Annotated in this window: 24 protein-coding genes; 12 read left to right on the top strand and 12 right to left on the bottom strand. The window is 66.1% G+C overall.

What is annotated here, in order from left to right; translation table 11 throughout:
- Positions 1 to 4: 4 nt before the first annotated feature.
- Positions 5 to 694: a CDP-alcohol phosphatidyltransferase family protein gene (locus tag AC04PT_RS14495; RefSeq protein WP_482874431.1), complete on the bottom strand. Its 690-nt coding sequence runs from the start codon at positions 692 to 694 to the stop codon at positions 5 to 7.
- A 79-nt stretch (positions 695 to 773) separates the two neighbouring features.
- On the opposite strand from AC04PT_RS14495, the gene AC04PT_RS14490 reads away from it, so the two are divergent.
- The 4 genes from AC04PT_RS14490 (at position 774) to AC04PT_RS14475 (ending at position 4,741) form a co-directional block, all read left to right on the top strand.
- Positions 774 to 1,463: a fumarylacetoacetate hydrolase family protein gene (locus AC04PT_RS14490; RefSeq protein WP_482874430.1), complete on the top strand. Its 690-nt coding sequence runs from the start codon at positions 774 to 776 to the stop codon at positions 1,461 to 1,463.
- Between the two features lie 125 nt (positions 1,464 to 1,588).
- Positions 1,589 to 2,626 (top strand): TRAP transporter substrate-binding protein, encoded by a 1,038-nt coding sequence (locus AC04PT_RS14485; RefSeq protein WP_482874429.1) that lies wholly within the window; start codon positions 1,589 to 1,591, stop codon positions 2,624 to 2,626.
- A 49-nt stretch (positions 2,627 to 2,675) separates the two neighbouring features.
- Positions 2,676 to 3,248 carry a TRAP transporter small permease gene (locus tag AC04PT_RS14480; protein WP_482874428.1) on the top strand — a complete coding sequence of 191 codons (573 nt, stop codon included), beginning with the start codon at positions 2,676 to 2,678 and terminating at the stop codon, positions 3,246 to 3,248.
- A complete protein-coding gene (locus AC04PT_RS14475; protein ID WP_482874427.1) occupies positions 3,245 to 4,741 on the top strand; it encodes a TRAP transporter large permease in 1,497 nt (498 codons plus the stop codon). The genes AC04PT_RS14480 and AC04PT_RS14475 overlap by 4 nt, the downstream gene beginning before the upstream one ends.
- A gap of 189 nt (positions 4,742 to 4,930) precedes the next feature.
- Here the strand turns inward: AC04PT_RS14475 and AC04PT_RS14470 are convergent, their stop codons facing one another.
- Together AC04PT_RS14470 and AC04PT_RS14465 are read right to left on the bottom strand one after the other, a co-directional pair.
- Complete coding sequence (locus AC04PT_RS14470; protein WP_482874426.1) at positions 4,931 to 5,866, bottom strand: tyrosine recombinase XerC; 936 nt, start codon at positions 5,864 to 5,866, stop codon at positions 4,931 to 4,933.
- A complete protein-coding gene (locus AC04PT_RS14465) occupies positions 5,863 to 6,573 on the bottom strand; it encodes a DUF484 family protein (RefSeq protein WP_482874425.1) in 711 nt (236 codons plus the stop codon). Before AC04PT_RS14465 ends, AC04PT_RS14470 begins: the two co-directional genes overlap by 4 nt.
- A 222-nt stretch (positions 6,574 to 6,795) precedes the next feature.
- On the opposite strand from AC04PT_RS14465, the gene AC04PT_RS14460 reads away from it, so the two are divergent.
- Both AC04PT_RS14460 and AC04PT_RS14455 read left to right on the top strand, forming a co-directional pair.
- On the top strand, positions 6,796 to 8,988 hold the full coding sequence (locus AC04PT_RS14460) for a primosomal protein N' (protein ID WP_482874424.1): 2,193 nt from the start codon (positions 6,796 to 6,798) through the stop codon (positions 8,986 to 8,988).
- 81 nt (positions 8,989 to 9,069) lie between these two features.
- Positions 9,070 to 9,690, top strand: a complete 621-nt coding sequence (locus AC04PT_RS14455) for an OmpA family protein (protein ID WP_482874423.1) — start codon at positions 9,070 to 9,072, stop codon at positions 9,688 to 9,690.
- Positions 9,691 to 9,763: 73 nt separating this feature from the next.
- Here AC04PT_RS14455 and AC04PT_RS14450 read toward each other — a convergent pair whose 3' ends face one another.
- Positions 9,764 to 10,954: a caspase family protein gene (locus AC04PT_RS14450; protein ID WP_482874422.1), complete on the bottom strand. Its 1,191-nt coding sequence runs from the start codon at positions 10,952 to 10,954 to the stop codon at positions 9,764 to 9,766.
- 76 nt (positions 10,955 to 11,030) lie between these two features.
- Between AC04PT_RS14450 and AC04PT_RS14445 the strand changes: the two genes are divergently transcribed.
- Entirely contained in the window at positions 11,031 to 12,056 is a 1,026-nt protein-coding gene (locus AC04PT_RS14445) for a COG3904 family protein (RefSeq protein WP_482874421.1), read from the top strand.
- Between the two features lie 2 nt (positions 12,057 to 12,058).
- On the opposite strand, the gene ruvB is transcribed toward AC04PT_RS14445, so the two are convergent.
- The 3 genes from ruvB to ruvC are packed head-to-tail and all read right to left on the bottom strand — an operon-like array spanning position 12,059 to position 14,242.
- The gene (ruvB, locus tag AC04PT_RS14440; protein WP_482874420.1) at positions 12,059 to 13,084 is read right to left on the bottom strand and encodes a Holliday junction branch migration DNA helicase RuvB; all 1,026 of its coding nucleotides are present in this window, start codon (positions 13,082 to 13,084) and stop codon (positions 12,059 to 12,061) included.
- A 4-nt stretch (positions 13,085 to 13,088) separates the two neighbouring features.
- Positions 13,089 to 13,754: a Holliday junction branch migration protein RuvA gene (gene ruvA / locus AC04PT_RS14435; RefSeq protein WP_482874419.1), complete on the bottom strand. Its 666-nt coding sequence runs from the start codon at positions 13,752 to 13,754 to the stop codon at positions 13,089 to 13,091.
- Positions 13,751 to 14,242 (bottom strand): crossover junction endodeoxyribonuclease RuvC, encoded by a 492-nt coding sequence (ruvC, locus tag AC04PT_RS14430; RefSeq protein ID WP_482874418.1) that lies wholly within the window; start codon positions 14,240 to 14,242, stop codon positions 13,751 to 13,753. Before ruvC ends, ruvA begins: the two co-directional genes overlap by 4 nt.
- 321 nt (positions 14,243 to 14,563) lie before the next feature.
- Here ruvC and AC04PT_RS14425 point away from each other — a divergent pair, with 321 nt between their 5' ends.
- Positions 14,564 to 14,782 carry a DUF1127 domain-containing protein gene (locus AC04PT_RS14425; RefSeq protein ID WP_482874417.1) on the top strand — a complete coding sequence of 73 codons (219 nt, stop codon included), beginning with the start codon at positions 14,564 to 14,566 and terminating at the stop codon, positions 14,780 to 14,782.
- A gap of 80 nt (positions 14,783 to 14,862) precedes the next feature.
- Here AC04PT_RS14425 and AC04PT_RS14420 read toward each other — a convergent pair whose 3' ends face one another.
- The 5 genes from AC04PT_RS14420 to gloB form a co-directional block, all read right to left on the bottom strand.
- A complete protein-coding gene (locus AC04PT_RS14420; RefSeq protein ID WP_482874416.1) occupies positions 14,863 to 15,204 on the bottom strand; it encodes a hypothetical protein in 342 nt (113 codons plus the stop codon).
- A 106-nt stretch (positions 15,205 to 15,310) separates the two neighbouring features.
- Positions 15,311 to 16,183 carry a 50S ribosomal protein L11 methyltransferase gene (locus AC04PT_RS14415; RefSeq protein WP_482874415.1) on the bottom strand — a complete coding sequence of 291 codons (873 nt, stop codon included), beginning with the start codon at positions 16,181 to 16,183 and terminating at the stop codon, positions 15,311 to 15,313.
- A 62-nt stretch (positions 16,184 to 16,245) separates the two neighbouring features.
- Positions 16,246 to 17,193: a M23 family metallopeptidase gene (locus AC04PT_RS14410; protein WP_482874414.1), complete on the bottom strand. Its 948-nt coding sequence runs from the start codon at positions 17,191 to 17,193 to the stop codon at positions 16,246 to 16,248.
- On the bottom strand, positions 17,190 to 19,520 hold the full coding sequence (gene clpA / locus AC04PT_RS14405; protein WP_482874413.1) for an ATP-dependent Clp protease ATP-binding subunit ClpA: 2,331 nt from the start codon (positions 19,518 to 19,520) through the stop codon (positions 17,190 to 17,192). The genes AC04PT_RS14410 and clpA overlap by 4 nt, the downstream gene beginning before the upstream one ends.
- Before the next feature lie 176 nt (positions 19,521 to 19,696).
- A complete protein-coding gene (gene gloB / locus AC04PT_RS14400; protein ID WP_482874412.1) occupies positions 19,697 to 20,467 on the bottom strand; it encodes a hydroxyacylglutathione hydrolase in 771 nt (256 codons plus the stop codon).
- Positions 20,468 to 20,529: 62 nt separating this feature from the next.
- Between gloB and AC04PT_RS14395 the strand changes: the two genes are divergently transcribed.
- From AC04PT_RS14395 to AC04PT_RS14380, 4 genes are all read left to right on the top strand, one after another.
- Positions 20,530 to 21,276 carry a class I SAM-dependent methyltransferase gene (locus AC04PT_RS14395; protein ID WP_482874411.1) on the top strand — a complete coding sequence of 249 codons (747 nt, stop codon included), beginning with the start codon at positions 20,530 to 20,532 and terminating at the stop codon, positions 21,274 to 21,276.
- Positions 21,277 to 21,622: 346 nt separating this feature from the next.
- Positions 21,623 to 22,189, top strand: coding sequence for a F0F1 ATP synthase subunit delta (locus AC04PT_RS14390; protein ID WP_482874410.1), 567 nt, complete (start codon positions 21,623 to 21,625; stop codon positions 22,187 to 22,189).
- Positions 22,190 to 23,728 (top strand): F0F1 ATP synthase subunit alpha, encoded by a 1,539-nt coding sequence (gene atpA / locus AC04PT_RS14385; RefSeq protein ID WP_482874409.1) that lies wholly within the window; start codon positions 22,190 to 22,192, stop codon positions 23,726 to 23,728.
- Positions 23,729 to 23,740: 12 nt separating this feature from the next.
- Positions 23,741 to 24,622 carry a F0F1 ATP synthase subunit gamma gene (locus AC04PT_RS14380; protein WP_482874408.1) on the top strand — a complete coding sequence of 294 codons (882 nt, stop codon included), beginning with the start codon at positions 23,741 to 23,743 and terminating at the stop codon, positions 24,620 to 24,622.
- Positions 24,623 to 24,631: the final 9 nt, after the last annotated feature.

Here is a 24,631-nt window from a genome sequence, read left to right as displayed (position 1 = left end):
CGGCTCAGGCCCGTTCGGGGATGATCTGTTGCAGGATGCCGACCGAGATCAGGTAGAGCGAGGTCACCACGAGGCCCCAGTGCGCCCAGCTTTGCGGATCGAAGTTCACCCAGGCCGCCCAGCCGGCGAAGAAGGTCCAGGCCAGCGCCACCGGCAGCGACACCGCGCGCCAGCGTCTGGTGCGGACCGGGTGGATGAACTTGAGCGGCAGGAACATGGCCACGGCGCAGACCAGCACGATGGTCAGGATCACCGGCGGCGGCGGGGTGACGGCGAACATCACGATCACCACCATGTTGAAGCAGCCGGGGAAGCCCGCGAAGGAATTGTCCTTTGTCTTCATGCCGGTATCGGCGAAATAGAGCGCGCTGGCGAAGGTCACCACGATGATCGCCAGCCAGCCGGGCCAGCCGGGCAGAAGCCCGGACTGAAACAGCGCGAAGGCGGGGATGAAGACATAGGTGAGGTAGTCGATGATCAGGTCCAGCAGGACACCGTCGAAGCGTGGCGCGTTGGTCTTGACGTCGTATTTGCGCGCCAGCGGTCCGTCGACGCCATCCACCGCGAAGGCCACCACCAGCCAGACGAACATCATCGGCCAATCGGCCTGCGCGGCCTCGAGCAGGGCCAGCATGGCAAAGACCGCGCCGGTCGCGGTCAGCCAATGGATTGAGAGGGCGCTGAATCTGCTCATTACCCCGTCATCCCCGATATGGCGGTTGGATTCAATGGGGGGCGCTGGCACTGTGGCGCAAAGTTTGAAGGAGCGTGTCGTGAGTGACTATCTGTTCGAGCCCGCCCCGGTGGTCTCGGTGCCCGTTGCGAGCGAAACGGCGGCCTATCCGGTGCGGCGGGTGTTCTGTGTCGGGCGCAACTATGCGGCGCATGCGGCGGAGATGGGCAGCGTGGTGGACCGCGAGGCGCCGTTCTATTTCACCAAGACGCCGTTCTCGGTGGTGGCGAGCGGGGCGGAGGTGGATTTTCCGCCCGGCACCAAGGACTTGCATCACGAAATGGAGCTGGCTGTGGCGCTGGGGGCAGAGGTGTTTCGCGCCGACGCGGCGGCGGCCGCCGGGGCGGTGTTCGGCTATGGCTGTGCGCTCGACATGACGCGGCGCGACTTGCAGGCGGCGGCGAAGGACCAGCGACGGCCCTGGTCGCTTGGCAAGGATTTCGAGGGTTCGGCGGTGCTGGCGCCTTTGACGCGGGCCGATGCGTTGGGCAAGATCGGGACGCAGCGGATCTGGCTGGACGTGAACGGGCAGCGGCGACAGGACGCCGTGCTGTCGGACATGATCCACGGGGTTGCAGCGATCGTGGCGCATCTGTCGGGGTTCTATCACCTCGGGCCGGGCGACGTGATCCTGACCGGGACACCGGCGGGCGTGGGGCCTGTGCAGCCGGGCGACGTGCTGGAGGGCGGCATCGACGGGCTTGCGCCGGTGTCGCTGCGGCTGAGGTGAGGCCGAACAAGAAAGTGGCAGTCCGGTGAATGCGTTATAGACTGGGGCTGATCCGGGGGCGGAATCAATCCGCGCCCGGACGGGAAAGGGCCGTCACAAGGCCCGGAGACATTTGGGAGGATATCATGATCGACACGGCAAAGCTGGTGAGGCTGGCGGCCGGCACGGCGCTGGCCGCGGTGCTGGGCGCGGGCGCGATGGCGCAGGAGGTGACGCTCAGGCTGCATTCGTTCCTGCCGGAGCAGGCCAACGTGCCCAAGAACATCCTGATCCCCTGGGCCGAGAAGGTCGAGGCGGACAGTGATGGGCGCATCGAGATCCAGCTGTTTCACGCGATGGCGCTGGGCGGCACGCCGCCCGAGCTGATGGACCAGATGATCGACGGGGTGGCGGATATCGTCTGGACCCTGCCGGGCTATACGCCGGGGCGTTTCCCGAGGCCGGAGGTCTTCGAGCTGCCGTTTACCATGACCGACGCGGGCGCGGCCAGCCGGGCCTACTGGAAGCTGGCGGAAGAGACGATGATGGACGCCGACTTCAAGGATATCAAGCCGATCGCGCTGCATGTGCACGGGCCGGGGATCATCCACACCAAGGAGCCGGTCGAGGCTGTCTCGGATTTGAACGGTGTGAAATTGCGGGCGCCGACGCGGGTGACGAACCAGATGTTCAGCGCCTTGGGCGCGACGCCGGTGGGGATGCCGGTGCCGGCGGTGCCGGAGGCTCTGTCCAAGGGTGTGATCGACGGTGCGGTGATACCGTGGGAGGTGACAGGCGCGCTGAAGGTGCCGGAGCTGGTGACGAACCACACGGAAATGGGCGGCGACACGGCGCTTTACACCGCGACCTTCGTGTTTGCCATGAACAAGGACAAGTACGATGCGTTGCCCGATGACCTGAAAGCGGTGATCGACGCGAATTCGGGCGCGGAGGTCTCGGCGCAGTTTGGGGCGCAAATGCAGGAGGACGACGCGCCGCAGCGCGAGGCGGCGCTGGATCTGGACAACAACGTCATCACGCTGGACGAGGCGCAGACGCAGGCGTGGAAGGACGCGGCGCAGGGCACGGTGGACACATGGATCGCCGAGATGGACGAGAAGGGCATCGACGGCGCCGCGCTGCGCGAACGCGCGCTGGAACTGATCAAAGAGAGCGCGATGTGAGACCGGGCGCCCCGGCCATACGCCGGGGCGTCCCGCCGGGGTGCGTGACATGCTGAACGCGATGGACCGGCTGGCCCGGTGGACGGCGATTGCCGGCGGGCTGGTGCTGACCGCGCTGGTGGTGCTGACCTGCGTGTCCGTGCTGGGGCGCGGGCTGAACACGCTGGGGCATTCCGGGATGCTGGGCGATTTCGGCGCGGTGCTGATCGGTGCTGGCGTCGGCCCGGTGAAGGGCGATTTCGAACTGGTCGAGGCGGGGGTGGCCTTTGCCATCTTCGCCTTCCTGCCGTGGTGCCAGTTGCGCGGCGGCCATGCCACCGTGGACATCTTCACGTCTAAGCTGCCGGCGCGGGCCAACCTCTGGCTGGTGGCCTTCTGGGAGGTGGTGCTGACCGGGGCGATCTGGCTGATCACCGCGCGGCTGTTTGCCGGGCTGGCAGGCAAGTTCGGCAATGGCGAGACCACCTTCCTGCTGCAATTCCCGGTGTGGTGGGCCTATGCCGCCAGCTTCGCGGCGGCGCTGGTGGCGGCGGTGGTGGCGGGATACTGCGCCTGGGCGCGGCTGGTGACGGCGGCGACGGGCGTGCCGGTGCTGCCGCAGGGCGAGGGGGCGGGACATTGAGCCTGCTGGAGCTTGGCTTCGTCTCCTTCCCGGTGCTGCTGGTCTTGATCTTTTTGCGCGCACCGATCGGTCTGGCCATGCTGCTGTGCGGGATCGGCGGGCTTTGGCTGGCGACCGATGGCACGACGGTGTTCATGGCGCGGCTGAAGTCCGAGACCTATACGACGTTCTCCTCCTATTCGCTGTCCATCATCCCGCTGTTCCTGCTGATGGGACAGTTCTCCACGCTGTCGGGCATGTCGGCGGCGCTGTTCCGCTCGGCCGAGAGCTTCCTTGGCCACCGGCGCGGCGGCGTGGCAATGGCGGCGGTGGGGGCCTGCGCCGGGTTCGGGGCGATCTGCGGGTCGTCGTTGGCGACGGCGGCCACCATGAGCCGCGTGGCGCTGCCGGAATTGAAGCGCTACGGTTATTCCGGCGGGTTTTCCACGGCGACGCTGGCGGCGGGGGGGACGCTGGGCATCCTGATCCCGCCCAGCGTGATCCTTGTGATCTATGCCATCCTGACCGAGCAGAACATCGCCAAACTGTTCCTCGCGGCCTTCGTGCCGGGGATCCTGGCGGCGCTGGGCTACATGATCACGATCTCTTTCTACGTGCGGGTGCACCCCGATGCGGCGGGGGTGCGGGCACCGGTGCCGATGAAGGAGCGGATGCGCAACCTTGCCGGGGTCTGGCCGGTTGTGCTGGTGTTCGGGCTGGTGGTGGGCGGCATTTATGCCGGATGGTTCACCCCGACCGAGGGCGCGGCGGTGGGCGCGGCGGGCACCGGGGTGATCGCGCTGCTTTCGGGCAACATGAGCTGGCGGGTGTTTGGCGCGGCGATACTGTCGACCGCGGCCTCGACGGCGATGATCTTCTTCATCGTGCTGGGGGCGGGGCTGTACAACGGGTTTCTTGCGCTGACCCAAGTGCCGCAGGAGCTGGCCGACTGGGTGGTGGGGCAAGGGCTTAGCCCGTGGATGGTGCTGGTGATGATCCTGGTATTCTATCTGGTATTCGGCTGCCTGATGGATTCGCTGTCGATGATCCTGTTGACGGTGCCGATCTTCTATCCGGTGATTTCGGTGATGGATTTCGGCTTCGTCAACCTCGCGGCGATGCAGGCCGATGCGGCGCGCGAGGTGCTGGCCACGGGCGTGCCGGAAGGCATGGCCGCCGAGATGCTGGCCGGCATCCGCGAGGCGATGGCAGCAGGTATCGAACTGACGCGCGAGCAGATGGGAGGCCTGGGGATCCGGGTGACGGAAGGCATGGCAAACCGGATCGAGACCGAGCGGGTGGCAATCTGGTTCGGCATCCTGGTGCTGATCGTGGTGGAGGTCGGGCTGATCACGCCGCCGGTGGGGATGAACCTGTTCATCATCAACACCATGGACCGCGAGACGCCGATGGGCGAGACCTATCGCGCGGTGCTGTGGTTCGTGACCTCGGACATCCTGCGGGTGGCGCTGCTGGTGGCCTTTCCGGGGATCACGCTGTTCCTGCTGGCGTGAGGTCTCAACAGGAGCGCCTGCGGCGCGCAGGTTGGTTTGCGTTCAGGCCACGCAGGCCTTGGGGCTCTGCCCCAAACCCCGGAGTTTACCTGGCAAGATGAAGACCTGGGGCCGGTCTGCTGCTTCATCTTGCCGTATAAACTCCGGGGGAGGCCGAAGGCCGGGGGCAGAGCCCCCATGCCGCGCGACCTAGCCGGCCTTGGGGTGGGCTTTTTCGTAGACTTCCAGAAGGCGGGCGCTGTCGATGCCGGTGTAGCCTTGCGTGGTCGAGAGGCTGGCGTGGCCGAGCAGTTCCTGGATGCTGCGCAGGTCGCCGCCGGCATTCAGCAGGTGGGTGGCAAAGCTGTGGCGCATGGCGTGGGGCGTGGCGGTGGAGGGCAGGCCAAGCTGCATGCGGGCCTGTTGCATCGCCTTCTGGACGAGCCGCGGGTTGAGCCGGCCGCCGCGGGCGCCGAGAAACAGCGGCGCATCGCCGGGCAAGTCGAAGGGACAGAGCCGGAGGTAGTCAGCGACGGCGCGGGCGGCGACGGGCAGGACCGGAACGATGCGTTCCTTGTTGCCCTTGCCCAGGATGCGCAGGCTGTCGCCGAGGGGGGCGGCGGCGCGGTTCAGGTTGAGGGCTTCCGAGATGCGCAGCCCGCAGCCGTAGAGCAGGGTGACGACGGCCGTGTCGCGGGCGGCGATCCAGGCGGTTTCGGATTGCAGTTCGACGGTGTCGATCATCGCCCTGGCGGCGTCCTCGGCCAGAGGGCGGGGGAGCTTGCGGGTGTATTTCGGCGCGCGGGTCGACAGCACGGCGGTGGGTTCGAAGCCTTCGCGTTCGGCCAGCCAGCGGTAGAAGCTTTTCACCGCCGAGAGCTTGCGGGCCAGCGTGCGTGAGCCGACGTCGGGGCTGCGGGTGGCGGCCATCCAGGCGCGCATGTCGCGCAGCGTGACGCGGCCGAGCGGGCCCAGACCCTGGGTGTCGCCGTGATAGGCGGTCATGAAGGCGAGAAAGCCCAGGACGTCGGCGCGATAGGCCTCGATCGTGGCGCCGGAGCGGCCCTTGAGGGCACGGGCATGCGTGAGCCAGGCCTCCAGCGCGTCGCGCGCCGCGGGGGAGATTGCTGTAGGGCCTTCGCTCACGCCAGCCAGCGGCGCATGGTGCGCTCGAACACGCCGCCGAAGAAGGCCAGCAGGTCGGTGCCCTGCTGCGGCGTGAAGAGATGCGGATCCTCGGCGCCGAAGGCCAGCATGCCGGGCAGGCGCTTGGGCCCGAAGTCGAGCACGAGGCAGGCCTCGGAACGGATGTCGGGGGCCTTCGGGCCATAGACCGCCGGGTTGCCCTCGGCCGTCTGGCGCAGGGTGACGGGGCGGACACCGCCCATGCGGCCCTCGGTGACATAGTCCGAGATATAGCCGGGCTGCGCGACCATCAGCACGTCGCCCAGTTTCGAGATCGCCGGATCGTCATCGGCGCGCTCGGCGCTTTCCAGCACCAGCCGGACGGCATCGACACGCAGGGTATCGGCGACCTCGTGGCCGAGGCCGCGCAGGAAATCCTCGAAATCGACCGGGTCGAGCATGCGCAGGATGGCCCGGTGAACCTGATTGGTGCCGGCGAGGTTTTCGTAAGCCGCGGCGATGACGCTGCGGTGGGTGTCTTCCAGCCGGTCGAGACGGCGCTCCAGCCGCTCCATGGCGATGCCGCGCAGGTCGACGATATTGGTGCCCATCGCCTTTTCGTTGGCGGCGATCAGGGCGTGCATCACGTCGCGGTCATCGAGGATCACGGCGGGGCGTGAAATGATGCGGGCGCGAAGGTCGTCGTCGATCTGGAGGCTGGAGGTCATGCGAATCCCTTGGTTGGTTGCCGGAGGTTAGCGAGGCGCGACAGGGTTTTCACCAGCTTTATGAGCGGCTTTCGAAGCTTTCTTTAAGTTGTGCTTCAGAATCAACGGTGGACGCCGGCGGGTGTGGATAACTCTGTCGGGGGTGGCGCCCGGGTCACAGCGGTCCTTGGCAAAGCCCGGCGGCTGTCATACCTCGGAGGCGGCAGGTATCCCGGGGACGTGATGGAGCGCAGCTATTTCGACGAGGGCAGCCGGTTGGGCGTGCTGATCACCCAGGCGCTGGGCGATCTGGGCGGCGTGCTGGATTACCGCGCGCCGGAGGGCGGCTGCCATCTGGGCGCGTTCGTCGAGGTGCCGCTGGGGCCGCGCCGGGTGCTGGGCGTGGTCTGGGGGCCGGGCGAGGGCAAGCTGGATATCGGCAAGCTGAGGCCGGTGACGCGTGTGCTTGACGCGGCGCCGATGCGCGAGGGGATGCGGCAATTCCTGACGCGCGCCGGGGCCTATACCCTGACGCCGCTGCCGGCGATGCTGCGTCTGGCCACCCGCGCGCCGGGGCTGGGCGAGGCGCAGGCGCTGCGCAAGGTCTATCGCCGGGGCGAGGGGCTGCCGGACCGCGACACCAAGGCGCGTCGCGCGGTGCTGGCGGTGTTGGAGGAGTACGGCGGGCTGGCCTTCACGCTGAAGGAGTTGGCCGAGATGGCCGGCGTCTCGACCTCGGTGGTCAAGGGGCTGGCGGCGCAGGGCGTGGTCCGCGAGGAAGCCGCGCCGCGCGACACCGCCTATTCGCGGCTCGATCCGGACCGGCCCGGCAAGGCGCTGACCGACGACCAGGCCGCGGCGGCGGCGCATCTGTCCGGGGTGGAGGGCTATGCCACGACGCTGCTGCGCGGCGTCACCGGCTCGGGCAAGACCGAGGTCTACCTGGAGGCGGTGGCGGACTGCCTGCGGCGCGGACGGCAGGCGCTGGTGCTGCTGCCCGAGATCGCGCTGACACAGGAATTCCTGACCCGGGTGGAGGCGCGGTTCGGCACCAGGCCGGCCGAATGGCATTCCGGGATCACCCAGACCGAGCGGCGGCGCTGCTGGAAGATGGTCGGCGAGGGCGGCGCGCAGATGGTGGTGGGGGCCCGTTCGGCGCTGTTCCTGCCGTTCCGCGACCTTGGGCTGATCGTCGTGGATGAGGAACATGACACCTCGTACAAGCAAGGCGACGGGGTGCTCTACAATGCGCGCGACATGGCGGTTCTGCGGGCCTCGATCGAGGGCGCGCAGGTGGTGCTGGCCTCGGCCACGCCATCGCTGGAGAGCTGGGCCAATGCCGAGGCGGGCAAGTACACTCGGCTGGAGCTGACCTCGCGCTTCGGGGCGGCGGTGCTGCCCGAGATGCGGCCGATTGACATGCGGGGCGAGAGCCTGCCGTCGGACCGCTGGGTATCGCCCACCTTGCAGAAGGCCGTCGAGGCACGGCTGGAAAAGGGTGAACAGTCGCTACTGTTCATCAACCGGCGCGGCTATGCGCCGATCACGCTGTGCCGCGCCTGCGGCCACCAGATCGAGTGCCCGCAGTGCGATGCGCGGATGGTCGAACACCGGTTCCTGAAGCGGCTGGTCTGCCATCAATGCGGCGAGTCGCGGCCGATGCCCGAGGCCTGCCCGTCGTGCGAGGCCGAGGACCGGCTGGCGGCGGTGGGGCCGGGGGTCGAGCGGCTGACGGAAGAGGCCATGGCGCTGTTTCCGCAGGCGCGGGTGGCGACGCTGTCGTCGGACCTTTACGGCTCGGCCCGGTCGCTGAAGGAGCAGATCGAGGAGATCGCCGGCGGCGGTGCGGATATCATCATCGGCACGCAGCTGGTGGCCAAGGGACACAACTTTCCACTGCTGACGCTGGTGGGGGTGATCGACGCCGATCTTGGGCTGCACGGCTCGGACCTGCGGGCGGCGGAACGGACGTTCCAGCTGGTTCGACAGGTGGCGGGGCGCGCGGGGCGGGCCGACAAGCCGGGGGTGGCGCTGATCCAGACGCACCAGCCGGAGCATCCGGTGATCCGGGCGATCATGGCCGGCAATGAAGAGGACTTCTGGCGCGCCGAGGCCGATCAGCGGCGCGCGGCGGGCGTTCCACCCTATGGCCGGCTGGCCGGGATCATCCTGTCGTCGACGGATCCTCAGGAGGCATTCGATCTGGGCAATGCGCTGGCGCGGAATGATGGTGCCTTGCGGCGGGTGGGGGCGCAGGTCTTCGGGCCGGCGCCGGCTCCGATCGCGCGGGTCCGGGGGCGGCACCGGGTGCGGCTGTTGGTCAAGGCCGACAAGGGCGTGGCCTTGCAGGGCGCGCTGGCCGAGTGGGTCGGGCAGTTTCCGCTGCGCGGGCAGTTGCGGCTGGCGGTGGATATCGATCCGCAGAGTTTCTACTGACCTGCCTTGGCTTTGTGCTTGGCCGGCGGGCGGCTTAGACTTGTGGCAGTAGTTGATTCCATATTCGTCGGAGCCCTGAATTTGAGACCCGTTCTTTTCGCCGTCTTCGTACTTTGCGCAGGCCCGCTTGCCGCGCAATCCGTGATCACGCTGGACGACTTCGATCTTGGAGAAGCGCCGGCAGCCGCACCAGAGGGCAGCGATATGGAACTGTGCCTGCGCGATGTCGCGAAATGCCCGGAGCAAGGCGGGGTGAGCTTTACCATCGACGACGTGGTGAACCTTGGCATCGTGGACCGCGAAGAGGTGGCGGAGACGCCGGTGTCGACGGGCGGCGATGCAGAGCCCGCGCGCTTGCCCTCGGTCGATCTTGAGGTGCTGTTCGACTACAATTCCACCGCCATCCGGCCCGACCAGATGCCGCAATTGCTGGATCTGGCGCAGATCCTGCGCGGCGAGGATTTCGCGCGGTTCACGCTGGTTTTCATGGGCCATACCGATGCGCAGGGGTCCGCGGCCTATAACGAAACGCTGTCGCTGGAACGCGCTCGCAGCGTGGCGGAATTCGTCACGGCGGCGGCAGGCGTGCCGGCGCGGCGGACAAAGGCGGTGGGCATGGGGTTTCAGCGGTTGGCCGATCCCGCGCGGCCCATGAGCGAAAAGAACCGCCGGGTGCAGCTGGTGCTGGTGCCGGGGTCATAGGCTGTCAGGCAGGCAGAAGGCCGTCGACGGATTTAGCATTCAACACGGTTGGTCCGTTCGGCCCGGACTGAGGTTACTCGATCTCGAAGGGGCGGATCTGGAAGGCGGTGCCGGTCTCCATCGCGGTGACGGTGCCGCCCTCGGTGCCCGATTGCGCCTGCGCGACGGCGGCGCGGAGCAGCGCTTTCAGCACGGTGTCACTGGTGCCTGGTGGCGGTTCACAGAGATAGCCGATGCGGTTGGTGCCCTTTTCGTCGTCGGGCAGGACCTGCAGCCCATAGCGCGAACCGGGCGAGATTTCATAGCGGGTCTGGCCGGAAGAGAGCGCGACGGTCTTGAAGAACTTGCGCGGGATCGGGGTGAATTTGCCGGACGGGGCCAGCGCGAAGAAGAACGGCCGGCAGGCGGGTGGCAGGTCGGCGATCATGGCGACTTCGTCTCCGACCCCGACGCGCAGCGGATAGACCGAGAGGATCGGGTCGGGGGTGGCGTTGGTGGGCGTGGCCGCGGGCTGGCCCGAGAAATAGAATTCGCGCTGCATCTGGCTCAGCTGCTGCGGGCGCTGGCCGCCTTGGGTTTCGGACATGACGTCGGCGGTGACGCGCTTCATCATCACCGAGACCTCGATGCCGGGGCTGGGCATGTGCCGGGCGAGGGCGCGGGCGAAGGGCGAATTGCCCGCGTTGCCGTCGCTGGCGACGGTGTCGGGCAGGGTGGCGAAGGCGACGAGCTGGTCGCCCTGCGCCTGCACCACGGCGAGGCCCCGGCTGACGTTGGCGCTGCGGCCCGCCGCCTGTGCCTCGGCCAGCAATTTCTCGGCGAAGGGATTGTTGCGGCAGGCGTCGAGGAAGATCAGCGACACCGGCACCGGGGTCAGCGCGTCCATGATCAGGTCGAGCGACAGGCCTTCGCGCGGGATCGCGGCGGCGGTGCGCAGCTTCGCGTCCACCGGCATCAGGAAGTTCTCGCGCCGGTATTGAACGCCGTGGCCGGCAAAGTAGACCGCGGCGACATCGGCGGTTTCGGCGTCCAGCGTGAACCGGTCAAGCGCCTCGCCCATGGCGTCTTCGGTGAGGTCGGTCAGGGTGGTGACGGTAAACCCGGTGGCGCGCAGGCTGTCCGAAATGAGCCGCGCGTCGGGCACGGCGTTGGGCAACTGGCCGATCCGGTCATAGGCGGAGTTGCCGATCACCAGCGCAATGCGGTTTTCCGCCATTGCCGGCAGCGCTAGGAGAAGCGTGAGAAGGATCAGCAGGGGGCGCATGGGCGGCCTTTTCTTTCAATGCGTTGGCTGCCATCGTGGCCGGAAAGTGATTGCCGGACAAGTTGGAGACTATTGCATGAGACCTTTTTTCGCGATGCTCGCGATGGCGGCGTGGCCCAGTGTGGCCGGAGCCGCGCCAATGACCTTCGAGTTCAACTGCGCGGGCAATGCCACCGAGTCCTGCTTTGTCTATGCCACGGGCGAGATCATGGCCGACACCGACACGGTCTTTGCCGCCTTCATGGAGGTCGAGCAGATCGAGGGCAACCAGATCGTGCTGCATAGTGAGGGCGGCAATCTGGGCGCGGGTGTCCGGCTGGGGCGGTTGATCCGCGAGCATGAGCTGACCGCCATCGTCGGAGAGGCGAAGCCGGCCCAAGGTGCGCATTACAAGTACGACTGGCCGGACGCGGGCACCTGTTCCAGCGCCTGCGCCTATGCCTTTCTGGGCGGCACGACGCGACGGCTGCAAGATGGCAGCAGGCTGGGGTTTCACCGCTTCTACCTTGGCGCACGGGGGGAAAGTGCCTCGGCGCAGCAGGTTTCCGGCGTTCTGGTGACATACCTCGTGGAGATGGGTGTCGATCCCCGCATCTTCGCACGCGCCAGCGGCGAGGGCGCCGAGGGCATGTATTGGGTGCCGCAGGACGAGGCCGAGGACTTCGACCTGATCACGCCTTATGGCTACGACGCGTTTTTCCTGGAGCCCTATGGCAAGGGCGTGGTGGCCGCCTCGAAGCGCAAGACGCCGCCCGGACCCTATGACAATGTCTACCAGGTGACCGCCTTCTGCCGTGGCGGGGAGGCCAAGCTGCTGTATACCGCGACCTTCGCACCTGACGGTCCGGCACCGTTCCTGCTGGGGCTGGACGACCGCAGGCACGACATCCCGCAGCAGCGCGTCAGCACAAGGCGCGGGGACAACATAGGGTATCTTGAAGTCACCCTGACCGGACGTGAGGCCAGGCAACTGACCGAGGCGACGACGGTTTCGACCGGGTTCGAATATTCGCGCGCCGCGGGTGGGTTCTATGGCACCCGGTTTGAGCTGAGCGACATGGACCGCAAGATGCTCGACGCGGCCTTCCGGCTCTGCCTCTAGGGTCAGCCGAACAGGTCGCTCTGTCCCGGTGTCCGGGGGGCGGCGAGGCCGAGGTGGGTCCAGGCCTTCTGTGCCAGCATCCGCCCGCGCGGGGTGCGCTGGATCAGGCCCTGTTGCAGCAGGAAGGGTTCGATCACCTCTTCCAGTGCGTCGCGGCTTTCGCTGAGCGCGGCCGAGAGGGTTTCGATGCCGACCGGACCGCCGCTGTAATTCTCGGCGATCAGCGTCAGGTAGCGGCGGTCGGCGCCGTCGAGGCCAAGGTGGTCGACGCCCAGCCGGGTCAGCGCGTTGTCGGCGAGGTCGCGGGTGATGCGGCCGTCGCCATCGACCACCGCGAAATCGACCACGCGCCGAAGCAGACGTCCGGCGATCCGCGGCGTGCCGCGGGCGCGGCGGGCGATTTCGCGGGCGCCGTCGGGGGTGGCGGGGACGCCCAGCTTCGTGGCGTTTCGGGTGACGATCTCGTGCAGCTCGTCCACCGTGTAGAATTGCAACCGCGTGGGGATGCCGAAACGGTCGCGCAGCGGCGTGGTCAAGAGGCCCAGCCGGGTGGTGGCGCCGACCAGCGTGAAGGGTTGCAGCTCGATCCGGACGGTGCGGGCGGCGGGGCCTTCGCCGATCACGAGGTCAAGCTCGAAATCTTCGAGCGCGGGGTAGAGCACCTCTTCGACCACCGGGTTCAGGCGGTGAATCTCGTCGATGAACAGCACGTCGCGGGATTCGAGGTTGGTGAGGATTGCCGCCAGATCGCCCGCCTTGGCCAGCACCGGGCCGGAGGTCATGCGGAAGTTGACGCCCAGTTCGCGCGCCATGATCTGCGCCAGCGTCGTCTTGCCAAGCCCGGGCGGGCCGTGGAACAGCGTGTGGTCCATCGCCTCGCCCCTCTGGCGGGCGGACTGGATGAAGACGCGCAGGTTGGCGCGGGCCTCGGCCTGGCCGATGAAGTCCGACAAGGCCTGCGGGCGGAGCGCGCGGTCGACGTCCTCGGGGCGTTCCTCGGGGCGGAGCGTGGGGTCGGGTTCGGTCATCGGGTCAGCCCTTCGGCGCCAGCAGCTTCAGCGCAGCGCGGATCAGCGCCGGGGTATCGGCGTCTGGGGCGTCGCCTGCGGCCTGCGCCACGGCGCTGGCGGCCTCGGACGGTGCGTAGCCGAGGTTGCCCAGAGCCGAAAGCGCCTCGGCCTGGGCGTTGCTGGCGGCGGGTATGGGCGCCGGCGCGGGCAGGGGGGTGGCGATGGTGTCTGTGGGATCGATCACGTCGGTGACTTCGGCCGGTCTGGCACCGCCCATGGCCATGACCGCGGGGGCCTTGTCCTTGAGTTCATGCACCACGCGCTGCGCGGTCTTGGGGCCGATGCCCTTGGCGGCCTTGATGGCGTTTATGTCACCCAGCGCGATGGCGCGGCTGACGCCTTCGGGGCCGAGCGCGCCCTGGATCGCCAGCGCCGCCTTGGCGCCGACGCCCTGCACGGTCAGCAGCAGGCGATGCCATTCCTTTTCCACCAGCGAGGGGAAGCCGTAGAGTTGCAGCAGGTCCTCGCGCACCAGCAGTTCGGTATAAAGCGCCGCCGCTTCGCCGGGGCCGGGCAGGGCGGCCAGCGTGCGGTCCGAGCAATAGACCACGTAGCCCACGCCGCGCACGTCGATCAGCACGTGATCCTCGCCGCGATAGTCGATGCGTCCCGAAAGCTTGCCGATCATGACGCGACCTCCCTGAGCGCCGGGGAGCGGTAGTAGAGCGCGTGGGTGATGGCGATGGCCAGCGCGTCGGCGGCATCGGGGCCGGTCAGGGTGACGCCGGGCAATTGCATCTTCACCATGTGGGCGATCTGGGTCTTGTCGGCGTGGCCGACGCCGACCACGCATTTCTTGACCTTATTGGGGGCGTATTCGCCGACCGTCAGCCCGGCCTGCGCCGGCACCAGCAGCGCGATGCCGCGGGCCTGGCCCAGCTTGAGCGTGGCCACGGCGTCCTTGTTGACGAAGGTCTGTTCGACGGCGGCCGTCGTCGGCTGGAAGCGGCGCAGAACCTCGGACAGTTGCGCGTGAAGCGACAGCAGGCGGGCGGAGAGGTCGGTGCCCTCGGAATGACAGATGCCGTTGCCCACGTGACGCAGCTTGCTGCCGGCGACGTCGATCACGCCCCATCCGAGGTTGCGCAAACCCGGATCGATGCCCAGAACCCGCATGACTGCCCTGCCTTTTGCTTTTGGGTCTGGCTAGCACGAAACGAGAACATGAGCCAAGCGAAACCTTGGCACGGTCGGGACGACGCGGGCGCAGGGTGGTCAGGGGGCCGCAGCATGTCGCTTTTGGATCACCGGTGGTCAGAAAGCGACATCCGCGATTTCTTCTGCGTTTCCAGAAGGTTCTTCTGCGAATGAGCTATACCCGGAGCGCATCCCGGCTATTCCCAAACTGATGTTGTTCTGGGCGCATCTGCCTACTAATTGCGCATCATCGAAACAGCGCCCTCTCCCCCGGGCGCCACCCCCTCAGGAGCGACAGACATGGCAGTTTACGAGCCCAGCCACGCCCAGATCGCCATTGCCGGTGTTGCAGATCGCATCGGTCGTGTCGTTTTGGCCACCTTTTCCGCGATCATCGATTGGAACGAAGCCCGCCAGACCCGGAGCCTGCTGAACAAGCTGAGCGACGCGGAGCTGGACGATATCGGGCTGAGCCGCGGTGACATCGACCGCGTGGCGGCCTTTCCGGGACGTCACTGAAACCGGATGCAGCTTGCAAGGCATGAAGCCGCGACCCTCGATCAGGGCGCGGCTTTTTCTTTTGCGGGGGGTGGTGCGGCTTAGACGAAGAGGCCCATGATCGCGGCGGCCTTGAGAGCCACCGGTTCGATCTGCATCACCCAGGCGGCGGCGCGTTCGAACACGCTGCCTTCGATGAGCAGGGCAAGCCGGTCCTCGTATTGCACCGGACCCTGGTGGGCGATGAGCAGGCCCTTGAAGCCATAAAATCCGAGGCCGATCATGAAGAGGCCCTTGAAAGGCAGTGCTCCGATCCGCCGCAGCGGACGCTGGCGAATGATGCCAGTGGAATCTATGAATTTGACATGTCCGCGCGCCAGCTTGCGGTTCTTTCTTGAAATTCGCCGTACGCGCTTGTCGAAGTGAGAGAATGTATCCGACATTGCAGCCTCTTGTATCTGGCCCCCACCAGATGAGGCGTCATTTCTGAGCTTCAAATGTGTCAATTTCTGGGCAGGTGCGCCCAATTGACTGAAAACACCACATATTTCAGCCAGATTTGCGCAGGGTGAGCGTCGTCCATTCAACGATCTCATCGCGGTGAACAAGATTGATGCCGTTCTGCGCATAAACCGCGACCACCTCGTCGGCCTGTTCGTTGAGGATGCCGGACAGAATCGCATGGCCGCCCGGCGCGATATAGGCCGCCATGTCGGGGGCGAGCGCGATCAGCGGGGCTTTCAGGATATTCGCGAAGACCAGATCGAAGGGTGCGGCTTCGGCGATCCGGGGATGATCGAAGCCGGTGGCTTCGAGGCAGTGAACGCGGCCCTGCAGGTTGTTGGCGGCGACGTTGGCCTCGGCCACCTCCACCGCGACCTCGTCGATGTCCGAGGCCATGACATCCTCGGGCCAGATGCGGGCGGCGGCCATGGCCAGCACGGCGGTGCCGCAGCCGATGTCGATGGTGTTGCGGGCGTGGACCCCTTCGGTCTCCAGCCGGTCGAGCGCCTTGAGGCAGCCGAGCGTGGTGCCGTGGTGGCCGGTGCCGAAAGCCATGGCGGCCTCGATCAGCAGAGGGTGGGCGGTGGCGGGCACCTTGTCGGCATCATGCGATCCGTAGACGAAGAAGCGGCCCGCCTCGACCGGGGCAAGCTCTCGTTTGACCTTGGCGACCCAATCGGTTTCGGGCAGTTCCGAGATCGCGAAGTCCTTGGCGCCGAAGGCCGCGGCTAGGACGGCCAGCGCGGCCTCGTCGGGTTGTTCGGTGAAGTAGCCGCCGATTTCCCAAAGGCCGGACCCGTCTTCCAGCTCGAACACGCCGACGCCGGTGGGCTCGGGGTCCAGCCGCTCCATCGCGGCGCCGAGCGTTTCGGCCTGGTCCTTGCCGGGCAGGGTGGTGAGGGCGGTGTAGGTGGGCATGGGGATGTCTCCGGCAGGGTTTGCCGGTTGGTACAGCGTTGCGCGGGCCAAGACCAGCAAGGTTATTGCAGGTCGATACTCTCGGTGCGGGTGCTGATGGCGGCGCCGTCGCGGATCAGGTCGACGGTCAGCCGGTAGCGGCCCGGCGGCCAACCGGCGGGCTGACGTTTGCGGCCCGAGGCGCGGAAGGCGAGGATCTGATTGCGGCCGAGCGCGGTGTCGTGGCTGAAGACCTGCCCGCCGGGGCCGTCGATGGTGATCCGCATGGCGTCGCCGGCGCGGACCCCGAAGGCATAGCCGAAGCCGACGAGCGCGGTCCCCGTGGTGGGCGGGGTTTCGGCGGCGGTGCCGGCCTGAACCGCACCATAGCTGGGAACGGCAGGGGCAAAGCCCGCGTCGATTAGGCCGCCGGCAACGTAGGGCGGAGGGGTCTGCCAGAGCGTGGGGCCGCCGCCGCAGGTTTCGGCGCCCTCGGGGGCGAAGGGATCGACGGTCTCGCCCTCGCGACGCAGGCTCAGGTGCAGGTGCGGAAACTGGGTGCGGCCGCTGAGACCGACGAGGCCCAGCGCATCGCCGGTGTCGACCTGCTGGCCGGGCTGCACGAGGATCGAGCCGCGGCGCATGTGGCAATACTGGGTTTCCCAGCCGTCTGGATGCGCAATCGCGACGCCGTTGCCGCAATCGCGGCCCTGCAGGTCGGTGCCGTCAAAGGCGACATCCGGCATCTCGTCGCGCACGCCACGGACGACGCCAGGGGCCGCCGCGCGGACCTCGACGCCCTTGGCCATGTCGGCAAGCGTGGGCAGGGCGAAGTCGGTGCCCTGGTGGGTGTCATAGGTGAGGCCATGGCAGGCGAAGTCGCGCGCGCCGGGGCCGGGGTCCTGATCGACATAGTGCTGGATATAACAGGTCTCGCCCAGCACGCAGTCGACCGGATGCGCCAAAAGAAAAGGCTCGGCCACCGCGGGGGTGACCGAGCCGATGATCGCGACGAGCGTCGCCTTGATCATTCCGCCGTCAGCAGGGGCGGCTTCTTGCCGGCGAGGCGCGGCTTGTCCGGCCCGCTCATCTGCAGGTCGATCTTGCCATCCTTGATGCCGACGCGAACCACGCCGCCCTTGATGAGCTTGCCGAAGAGGAGTTCCTCGGCCAGCGGTTTCTTGATGTGCTCCTGGATCACACGGCCCAGGGGGCGCGCGCCCATCTTGTCGTCGTAGCCCTTTTCACCCAGCCACTCTGCCGCCGGTTTGGTCAGCTCGATGGTGACGTTGCGGTCCATCAGTTGGGCTTCAAGTTGCAGCACGAACTTCTCGACCACTTGCAGGATCACCGATTTCGGCAGCGGCTTGAACGCGATGACCGCGTCCAGACGATTGCGGAACTCGGGCGTGAAGGTGCGCTCGATCGCGGCGGTGTCCTCGCCTTCGCGACGGTCGCGGCCGAAGCCAATCGCAGCCTTTGCCTGTTCCTGCGCGCCGGCGTTCGAGGTCATGATTAGCACCACGTTGCGGAAGTCCACCGAGCGACCGTTGTGGTCGGTCAGGGTGCCGTGGTCCATGATCTGGAGCAGGATGTTGAACACATCCGGGTGCGCCTTCTCGATCTCGTCCAGAAGCAAAACGCAATGCGGGTGCTGGTCGACCCCGTCGGTCAGCTGACCGCCCTGGTCGAAGCCCACATAGCCCGGCGGCGCGCCGATCAGACGCGAGACGGCATGTTTCTCCATGTATTCCGACATGTCGAAACGCAGCAGTTCCACGCCCAGCGTATCGGCCAGCTGCTTGGCGACCTCGGTCTTACCGACCCCGGTGGGACCGGCGAAGAGGTAGTTGCCGATCGGCTTTTCAGGCTCACGCAGACCGGCGCGCGCCAGTTTGATCGACGACGACAGCGCCTCGATGGCGGCATCCTGGCCGAAGACCACGCGCTTGAGGCTGTTCTCCAGATCCTTCAGCACCTCGGCATCGTCCTTGGAGACGTTCTTGGGCGGGATGCGCGCGATCTTGGCCACGACATCCTCGATCTCCTTGGTGCCGATGGTCTTGCGGCGGCGCGATTCCACGATCAGGTGCTGCGCCGCGCCGGCCTCGTCGATGACGTCGATGGCCTTGTCGGGCAGTTTCCGGTCGGTGATGTAGCGCGCGGACAGTTCCACGGCGGTTTTGATCGCGTCGGCGGTGTACTTGATGTGGTGGTGATCCTCGAAATAGGGTTTCAGACCTTTCAGGATCTTCACCGAGTCCTCGACCGAAGGCTCCACCACGTCGATCTTCTGGAACCGGCGGCTGAGCGCGCGGTCCTTTTCGAAGTGCTGGCGGAACTCCTTATATGTCGTCGAGCCCATGCAACGCAGCTTGCCGCCCTGAAGCGCGGGTTTCAGCAGGTTGGAAGCGTCCATCGCCCCGCCGGATGTGGCGCCCGCACCGATCACGGTATGGATCTCGTCGATGAAGAGGATGGCGTCGGGGTGATCCTCAAGCTCGGTCACAACCGCTTTCAGCCGTTCCTCGAAATCGCCGCGATAGCGGGTCCCGGCCAGCAGCGCGCCCATGTCGAGCGAATAGATGGTCGATTCCGACAGCACCTCCGGGGTTTCGCCCGACACGATCTTGCGCGCGAGGCCCTCGGCGATGGCGGTCTTGCCGACACCGGGGTCGCCCACCAGCAGCGGGTTGTTCTTGCGGCGGCGGCACAGCACCTGAATGCAGCGCTCAACCTCGGACTCGCGCCCGATCAGCGGATCGACGTCGCCAAGGCGGGCCTTTTCGTTGAGGTCGACACAGTATTTGCCGAGTGCACTTTCTTTCTGGTCGGCCTCGGCGGCGGACTCGGTGGTCTGCGCCTCTTCCTCGGCGTCGGTCGCGCCGGTCACCGGCCGGGCCTCGCCATAGGCGGGGTCCTTGGCGACACCGTGGGCGATGAAGTTCACCGCGTCATAGCGCGTCATGTCCTGCTCCTGCAGGAAATAGGCGGCGTTGGATTCACGTTCAGCAAAGATTGCCACCAGCACGTTGGCACCGGTCACTTCGGTGCGGCCGGACGACTGCACGTGGATCGCTGCACGCTGAATCACGCGCTGGAAGGCCGCGGTGGGCACCGCTTCCGACCCTTCGATGTCGGTCACCAGATTGGCAAGGTCGGCATCGACGTATTCCACCAGCTTGGTGCGCAATTCTTCGGTGTCGACCGAACAGGCCTTCATGACCCGTGCCGCATCAGGTTCGTCGATCAGCGCCAGCAGCAGATGCTCCAGCGTTGCGAATTCGTGTGAGCGGCTGTTGGCCAAGGCCAGGGCCGCATGGATCGCCTGTTCAAGCGTATTGGAGAATGAAGGCACTGTTTTCGTGCTCCTTCTGATCTGGGTCGGCGAGCGTATGGTGCAAAACCAACCGTGGCCTCATAGTATTAAAGTTTGGTCTATCCCCGGAACGCTTCAAGTTTTTTCTTGCTCTTGACGCTCACATTTATCGGCGGTGTGGGCACAGAGCCGTGATTTTCCGCAATACCTTTGCGTCACCTGAAACTGTCACGCCTTTTTCGGACTTCCGCGAAGACCTCTACCGGATCGGCGTCCGGCAGGCCGACGTTGGTCCTGACGGCGTCGGTGTGGCATCTGAGGAAGGGGTTGGCCGCGAGCTCGAGAGCAAGCGTGGTGGGGACGGTTGGACGGCCCGCGGAACGGGCCGCCGCGATCTCTTCGGAACGAGAGATAAGGTCGGGATTTTCAGGTTCAATGGTCAGGGCGAAGCGGACGTTGGTCTCGGCGTATTCGTGGCCCGAGCAGACCACGGTGTCGGCGGGCAATGCGGCCATCTTCTCCAGGGACGTGAACATCATCTGGGGCGTGCCCTCGAACAGCCGCCCGCAGCCAAGGTGCATGAGGCTGTCCATGGTCACGAGGTATCCCGATTGCGGCAGGTGATAGGCGACGTGGCCGGTGGTGTGACCGGGGACTTCCATGGTGGCGACGACTTCGCCGCCAAAGGGGATGGTGTCGCCCTCCGAAACCTGCACGTCCAGCGGCGGCAGGCGGTGGATGTCGGCCCTGGCGCCGATCACCTGTGCCGGTGCGGAGGCAAGCAGTTCGTCGGAACCCTGCACGTGATCGGGGTGGTGGTGGGTCAGGAAAAGGTGCGACAGCGTCCAGCCGCGGTTTTCGAGCGCCTTCAGGATCGGACCGGCCTCGGGCACGTCAAAGACCGCCGTGTCGCCGCTTTCGGCATCGTGGACAATATAACTGTAGTTGTCGGACAGGCAGGGGATCGTCAGAAGCTCAAGGGGCATGGCAAATCGCGGTTCCGTTGCTAGAGTGCCCGCAACTGTCGCGCAACGGAGCACGGATCGCAATGCACCTGGATGTGCAGGACCTTCGGAACTTTTATTACCGCAGCGCGCTGGGCCGTGCCGCGCAGAAGGCCGTGCGCGACCGGATGCTCCGGATTTGGCCCGAGGCCAAGGGGCAGACGGTGGGCGGGTTCGGTTTCGCGGTGCCGCTGCTGCGGCCCTATCTGGCCGAAGCGCGGCGGGTGATCGCGCTGATGCCGGGGCCGCAGGGGGTCATGCCCTGGCCGGCCGGGATGCCCAATGTGTCGGTCCTGACGGAAGAGACCGAGTGGCCGGTCGAGACCGGGCGCTTCGACAAGCTGGTGGTGATGCACGGGCTGGAGACCTCGGAGCGGCCTTCGGCGCTGCTGGAGGAATGCTACCGGGTGCTGGGGCCGGGGGGGACGGTGATGTTTATCGTGCCGAACCGGGCCGGGCTGTGGTCGCGCAGCGACCAGACGCCCTTCGGCTTCGGTCGGCCTTATACCCAGAGCCAGCTTGAGACCCAGTTGCGCACCCACGGCTTCATGCCGATGACCCACGCCACCGCGCTGCACCAGCCGCCGTCGCGCAAGCGGTTCTGGATGAAGGCCGCCCCGGTGTGGGAGCGGATGGGCCAGCGCTATGGCCTGCCGCTGCCGGGGGGCGTGCTGATCGTGGAAGCCTCGAAACGGGTGCAGGCGCCGCACGATCCGGGAACGCGCGTGCGCGTGCCGAACCCGCTGGACGTGCTGAGCCCGAAGCCCGCGAAGGAGGCCAAGCCGGTGTGACGGCGCCGCGATGCGACGGCCTGAAGACGCGCGAGCGGGGGGCTGACCGCCGGCGGCAAGATGTTTTTGCCGGTTGCGCACCGGGGCAGAAGCGTCAAGGGAATCTCGCAAGTGGACGAAAACATTAACCAAATCGTTAAATGTTCGGTGCGCATTTCGACGCAGTTCAGATAGTCTGTTGAATTTACTAAATAATTGCCTGTGAGTGAATCTCTGCAAGTCTGTTGCGGGGGGAGATAGGCTCTGCTACATCCGCGTTGATTTTGCGCCTTGAACCTGATCAGGGCTGCTTTAACGCCCCCGGACACCGTTGTTAGCGGTAAACCGGGGCCAGATAGTCGGAAGGGTGGACGTGTCCGAACCAGCTTCGATTTCCTCTGGCATTGCCGATCGCTATGCGACGGCGGTGTTCGAGATCGCCAACGAGAATGGCAAGCTCGACGAGCTTGAACGCAACCTCGATGATCTGTCGGCAGCGCTGGACGGCAGCGACGAACTGCGCGACCTGATCTCGAACCCGATTTACACGCGCGATGACCAGCAGGCGGCGATCACCGCTGTCGCCAAGCAGATGGACCTCAGCGATACGCTGGTCCAGACGCTGGGCCTGATGGCGTCGAAGCGTCGTCTGTTCGTGCTGCCGCAGCTGATCAAACGGCTGCGCGCACAGATCGCCGAACACAAGGGTGAAGTGACCGCCGACGTGGTTAGCGCCCAAGACCTGACCGACGACCAGCGCAACGCGCTTGCGGAAACGCTGAAGGCGTCGTTCGGCAAGGATGTGAAAGTGAATGCGACCGTCGATGAGAGCCTCATCGGCGGTCTTGTTGTCAAGGTGGGCTCCAAGATGATCGACACGTCGATCCGCGCGAAGCTCAATTCCCTCCAGAATGCAATGAAAGAGGTCGGATAAATGGGTATCCAAGCAGCCGAGATTTCTGCGATCCTAAAGGAGCAGATCAAGAACTTCGGGCAGGAAGCCGAAGTCGCCGAAGTGGGCCGCGTGCTCAGCGTCGGTGACGGGATCGCGCGTGTGCACGGCCTTGACGCCATTCAGGCGGGCGAGATGGTCGAGTTCCCCGGTGGCATCATGGGCATGGCGCTGAACCTTGAGTCCGACAACGTCGGTATCGTGATCTTCGGCTCCGACCGCGACATCAAGGAAGGCGACACCGTCAAGCGCACCAAGTCCATCGTGGACGTGCCGGCCGGTGACGAACTGCTCGGTCGCGTGGTCGACGGTCTCGGCAACCCGCTGGACGGCAAGGGGCCGATCAATGCCTCCGAGCGCCGCATCGCGGACGTGAAGGCGCCGGGCATCATCCCGCGTAAATCGGTGCACGAACCGATGGCGACCGGCCTGAAAGCCGTCGACTCGATGATCCCGATCGGCCGTGGCCAGCGCGAGCTGATCATTGGCGACCGTCAGACCGGTAAAACGGCTGTCGCGCTGGACGCGATCCTGAACCAAAAGGTCTATAACGAGCGCGCCGGCGATGACGAGAGCAAGAAGCTCTACTGCGTCTATGTCGCCATCGGCCAGAAGCGTTCGACCGTTGCTCAGCTGGTGAAGCGTCTCGAGGAATCCGGCGCCATCGACTATTCGATCGTCGTCGCGGCCACCGCGTCCGACCCGGCGCCGATGCAGTTCCTTGCGCCCTACGCCGCGACCGCGATGGCCGAATACTTCCGCGACAACGGCCGCCACGCCCTGATCGTGTACGATGACCTGTCCAAGCAGGCCGTGTCCTACCGCCAGATGTCGCTGCTGCTGCGCCGTCCGCCGGGACGTGAAGCTTACCCGGGCGACGTTTTCTATCTTCACTCGCGCCTGCTGGAGCGTTCGGCCAAACTGAACGAAGACAACGGCTCGGGCTCGCTGACCGCTCTGCCGATCATCGAAACTCAGGGCGGCGACGTGTCGGCCTTTATTCCGACCAACGTGATCTCGATCACCGACGGCCAGATCTTCCTGGAAACCGAACTGTTCTATCAGGGCATCCGCCCCGCCGTGAACACCGGTCTGTCGGTGTCGCGTGTGGGCTCCTCGGCCCAGACCAACGCGATGAAGTCGGTCGCCGGCCCGGTGAAACTGGAACTGGCGCAGTACCGCGAGATGGCGGCCTTCGCCCAGTTCGGCTCCGACCTCGACGCCGCGACCCAGCAGTTGCTGAACCGTGGTGCGCGCCTTACCGAGCTGATGAAGCAGCCGCAATATTCGCCGCTGACCAACGCCGAAATCGTCTGCGTCATCTTCGCCGGCACCAAGGGCTACCTCGACAAGATCAAGGTGTCCGAAGTCGGCCGGTTCGAGCAGGGCCTGCTGCAACACCTGCGGTCCAAGCATTCGGATCTTCTGGATTACATCACCCAGGAAGACCCGAAGATCAAAGGTGAAGCCGAAGACAAGATCCGTGCCGCGCTGGACGAATTCGCCGCTGACTTCGCATAAGGAGATAGGGCAGTGCCAAATCTCAAGGACCTGAAAAACAGGATCGAGTCGGTCAAGTCGACCCGCAAGATCACCAAGGCCATGCAGATGGTGGCCGCCGCGAAACTGCGGCGGGCACAGGAAGCGGCCGAAATGGCGCGCCCCTACGCCGAACGCTTCAACAGCGTGATGGCGGGGCTGGCCAAATCGGTGGGCGACAGCGACAGCGCGCCCAAGCTTCTGGCCGGGACCGGCAGTGACGATGTGCACCTGCTCATCGTCATGACCGCCGAGCGCGGCCTCTGCGGCGGCTTCAACGGCAACATCGCCAAGCTGGCGAAGGCCAAGGCGCAGGAGCTTATCGGCAAGGGCAAGACGGTCAAGATCCTGACCGTCGGCAAGAAGGGCCGCGACGTGCTGAAGCGCGACTTCGCGGACAACCTTGTCGGCCATGTCGATCTGAGCGAGGTCAAGCGCGTGGGCTATGCCGACGCGCAGGCCATCGCCAAGGACGTGCTAGCACGCTTCGACGCGGGCGAGTTCGACGTGGCGACGCTGTTCTATTCCAAGTTCCAGAACGTCGTGACGCAGATCCCGACCGCGCAACAGATCATCCCGGCCAGCTTCGACGAAGAAGAGGGCGACGAGGCCGGCACCAGCACGCTCTACGACTACGAGCCCAGCGAAGAGGCCATCCTGGCCGACCTGCTGCCGCGTGGCGTGGCGACCCAGATCTTCGCGGGTCTGCTGGAGAACGGCGCCTCGGAGCAGGGCGCGCGGATGTCCGCCATGGACAACGCCACCCGCAACGCCGGCGAAATGATCGACAAGCTGACGATCGAATACAACCGGTCCCGTCAGGCCGTCATCACCAATGAGCTGATCGAAATTATCTCGGGCGCGGAAGCGCTCTAAGAACCGGAG

It is taken from the genome of Litorisediminivivens sp. KMU-197 (assembly GCF_056858395.1).
The sequence above is the reverse complement of the archived record's forward strand: the minus strand, read 5'-3'. Positions and strand labels throughout refer to the sequence as shown.

Excerpts from the sequence above, each read along its gene's own strand:
- AC04PT_RS14495 (WP_482874431.1), bottom strand. The coding sequence starts at position 694 with ATGAGCAGATTCAGCGCCCTCTCAATCCATTGGCTGACCGCGACCGGC.
- AC04PT_RS14485 (WP_482874429.1), top strand. The coding sequence starts at position 1,589 with ATGATCGACACGGCAAAGCTGGTGAGGCTGGCGGCCGGCACGGCGCTG.
- AC04PT_RS14480 (WP_482874428.1), top strand. The coding sequence starts at position 2,676 with ATGCTGAACGCGATGGACCGGCTGGCCCGGTGGACGGCGATTGCCGGC.
- AC04PT_RS14465 (WP_482874425.1), bottom strand. The coding sequence starts at position 6,573 with ATGACCTCCAGCCTCCAGATCGACGACGACCTTCGCGCCCGCATCATT.
- AC04PT_RS14460 (WP_482874424.1), top strand. The coding sequence starts at position 6,796 with ATGGAGCGCAGCTATTTCGACGAGGGCAGCCGGTTGGGCGTGCTGATC.
- AC04PT_RS14450 (WP_482874422.1), bottom strand. The coding sequence starts at position 10,954 with ATGCGCCCCCTGCTGATCCTTCTCACGCTTCTCCTAGCGCTGCCGGCA.
- AC04PT_RS14445 (WP_482874421.1), top strand. The coding sequence starts at position 11,031 with ATGAGACCTTTTTTCGCGATGCTCGCGATGGCGGCGTGGCCCAGTGTG.
- ruvB (WP_482874420.1), bottom strand. The coding sequence starts at position 13,084 with ATGACCGAACCCGACCCCACGCTCCGCCCCGAGGAACGCCCCGAGGAC.
- ruvA (WP_482874419.1), bottom strand. The coding sequence starts at position 13,754 with ATGATCGGCAAGCTTTCGGGACGCATCGACTATCGCGGCGAGGATCAC.
- ruvC (WP_482874418.1), bottom strand. The coding sequence starts at position 14,242 with ATGCGGGTTCTGGGCATCGATCCGGGTTTGCGCAACCTCGGATGGGGC.
- AC04PT_RS14425 (WP_482874417.1), top strand. The coding sequence starts at position 14,564 with ATGGCAGTTTACGAGCCCAGCCACGCCCAGATCGCCATTGCCGGTGTT.
- AC04PT_RS14420 (WP_482874416.1), bottom strand. The coding sequence starts at position 15,204 with ATGTCGGATACATTCTCTCACTTCGACAAGCGCGTACGGCGAATTTCA.
- AC04PT_RS14415 (WP_482874415.1), bottom strand. The coding sequence starts at position 16,183 with ATGCCCACCTACACCGCCCTCACCACCCTGCCCGGCAAGGACCAGGCC.
- AC04PT_RS14410 (WP_482874414.1), bottom strand. The coding sequence starts at position 17,193 with ATGATCAAGGCGACGCTCGTCGCGATCATCGGCTCGGTCACCCCCGCG.
- gloB (WP_482874412.1), bottom strand. The coding sequence starts at position 20,467 with ATGCCCCTTGAGCTTCTGACGATCCCCTGCCTGTCCGACAACTACAGT.
- AC04PT_RS14395 (WP_482874411.1), top strand. The coding sequence starts at position 20,530 with ATGCACCTGGATGTGCAGGACCTTCGGAACTTTTATTACCGCAGCGCG.
- atpA (WP_482874409.1), top strand. The coding sequence starts at position 22,190 with ATGGGTATCCAAGCAGCCGAGATTTCTGCGATCCTAAAGGAGCAGATC.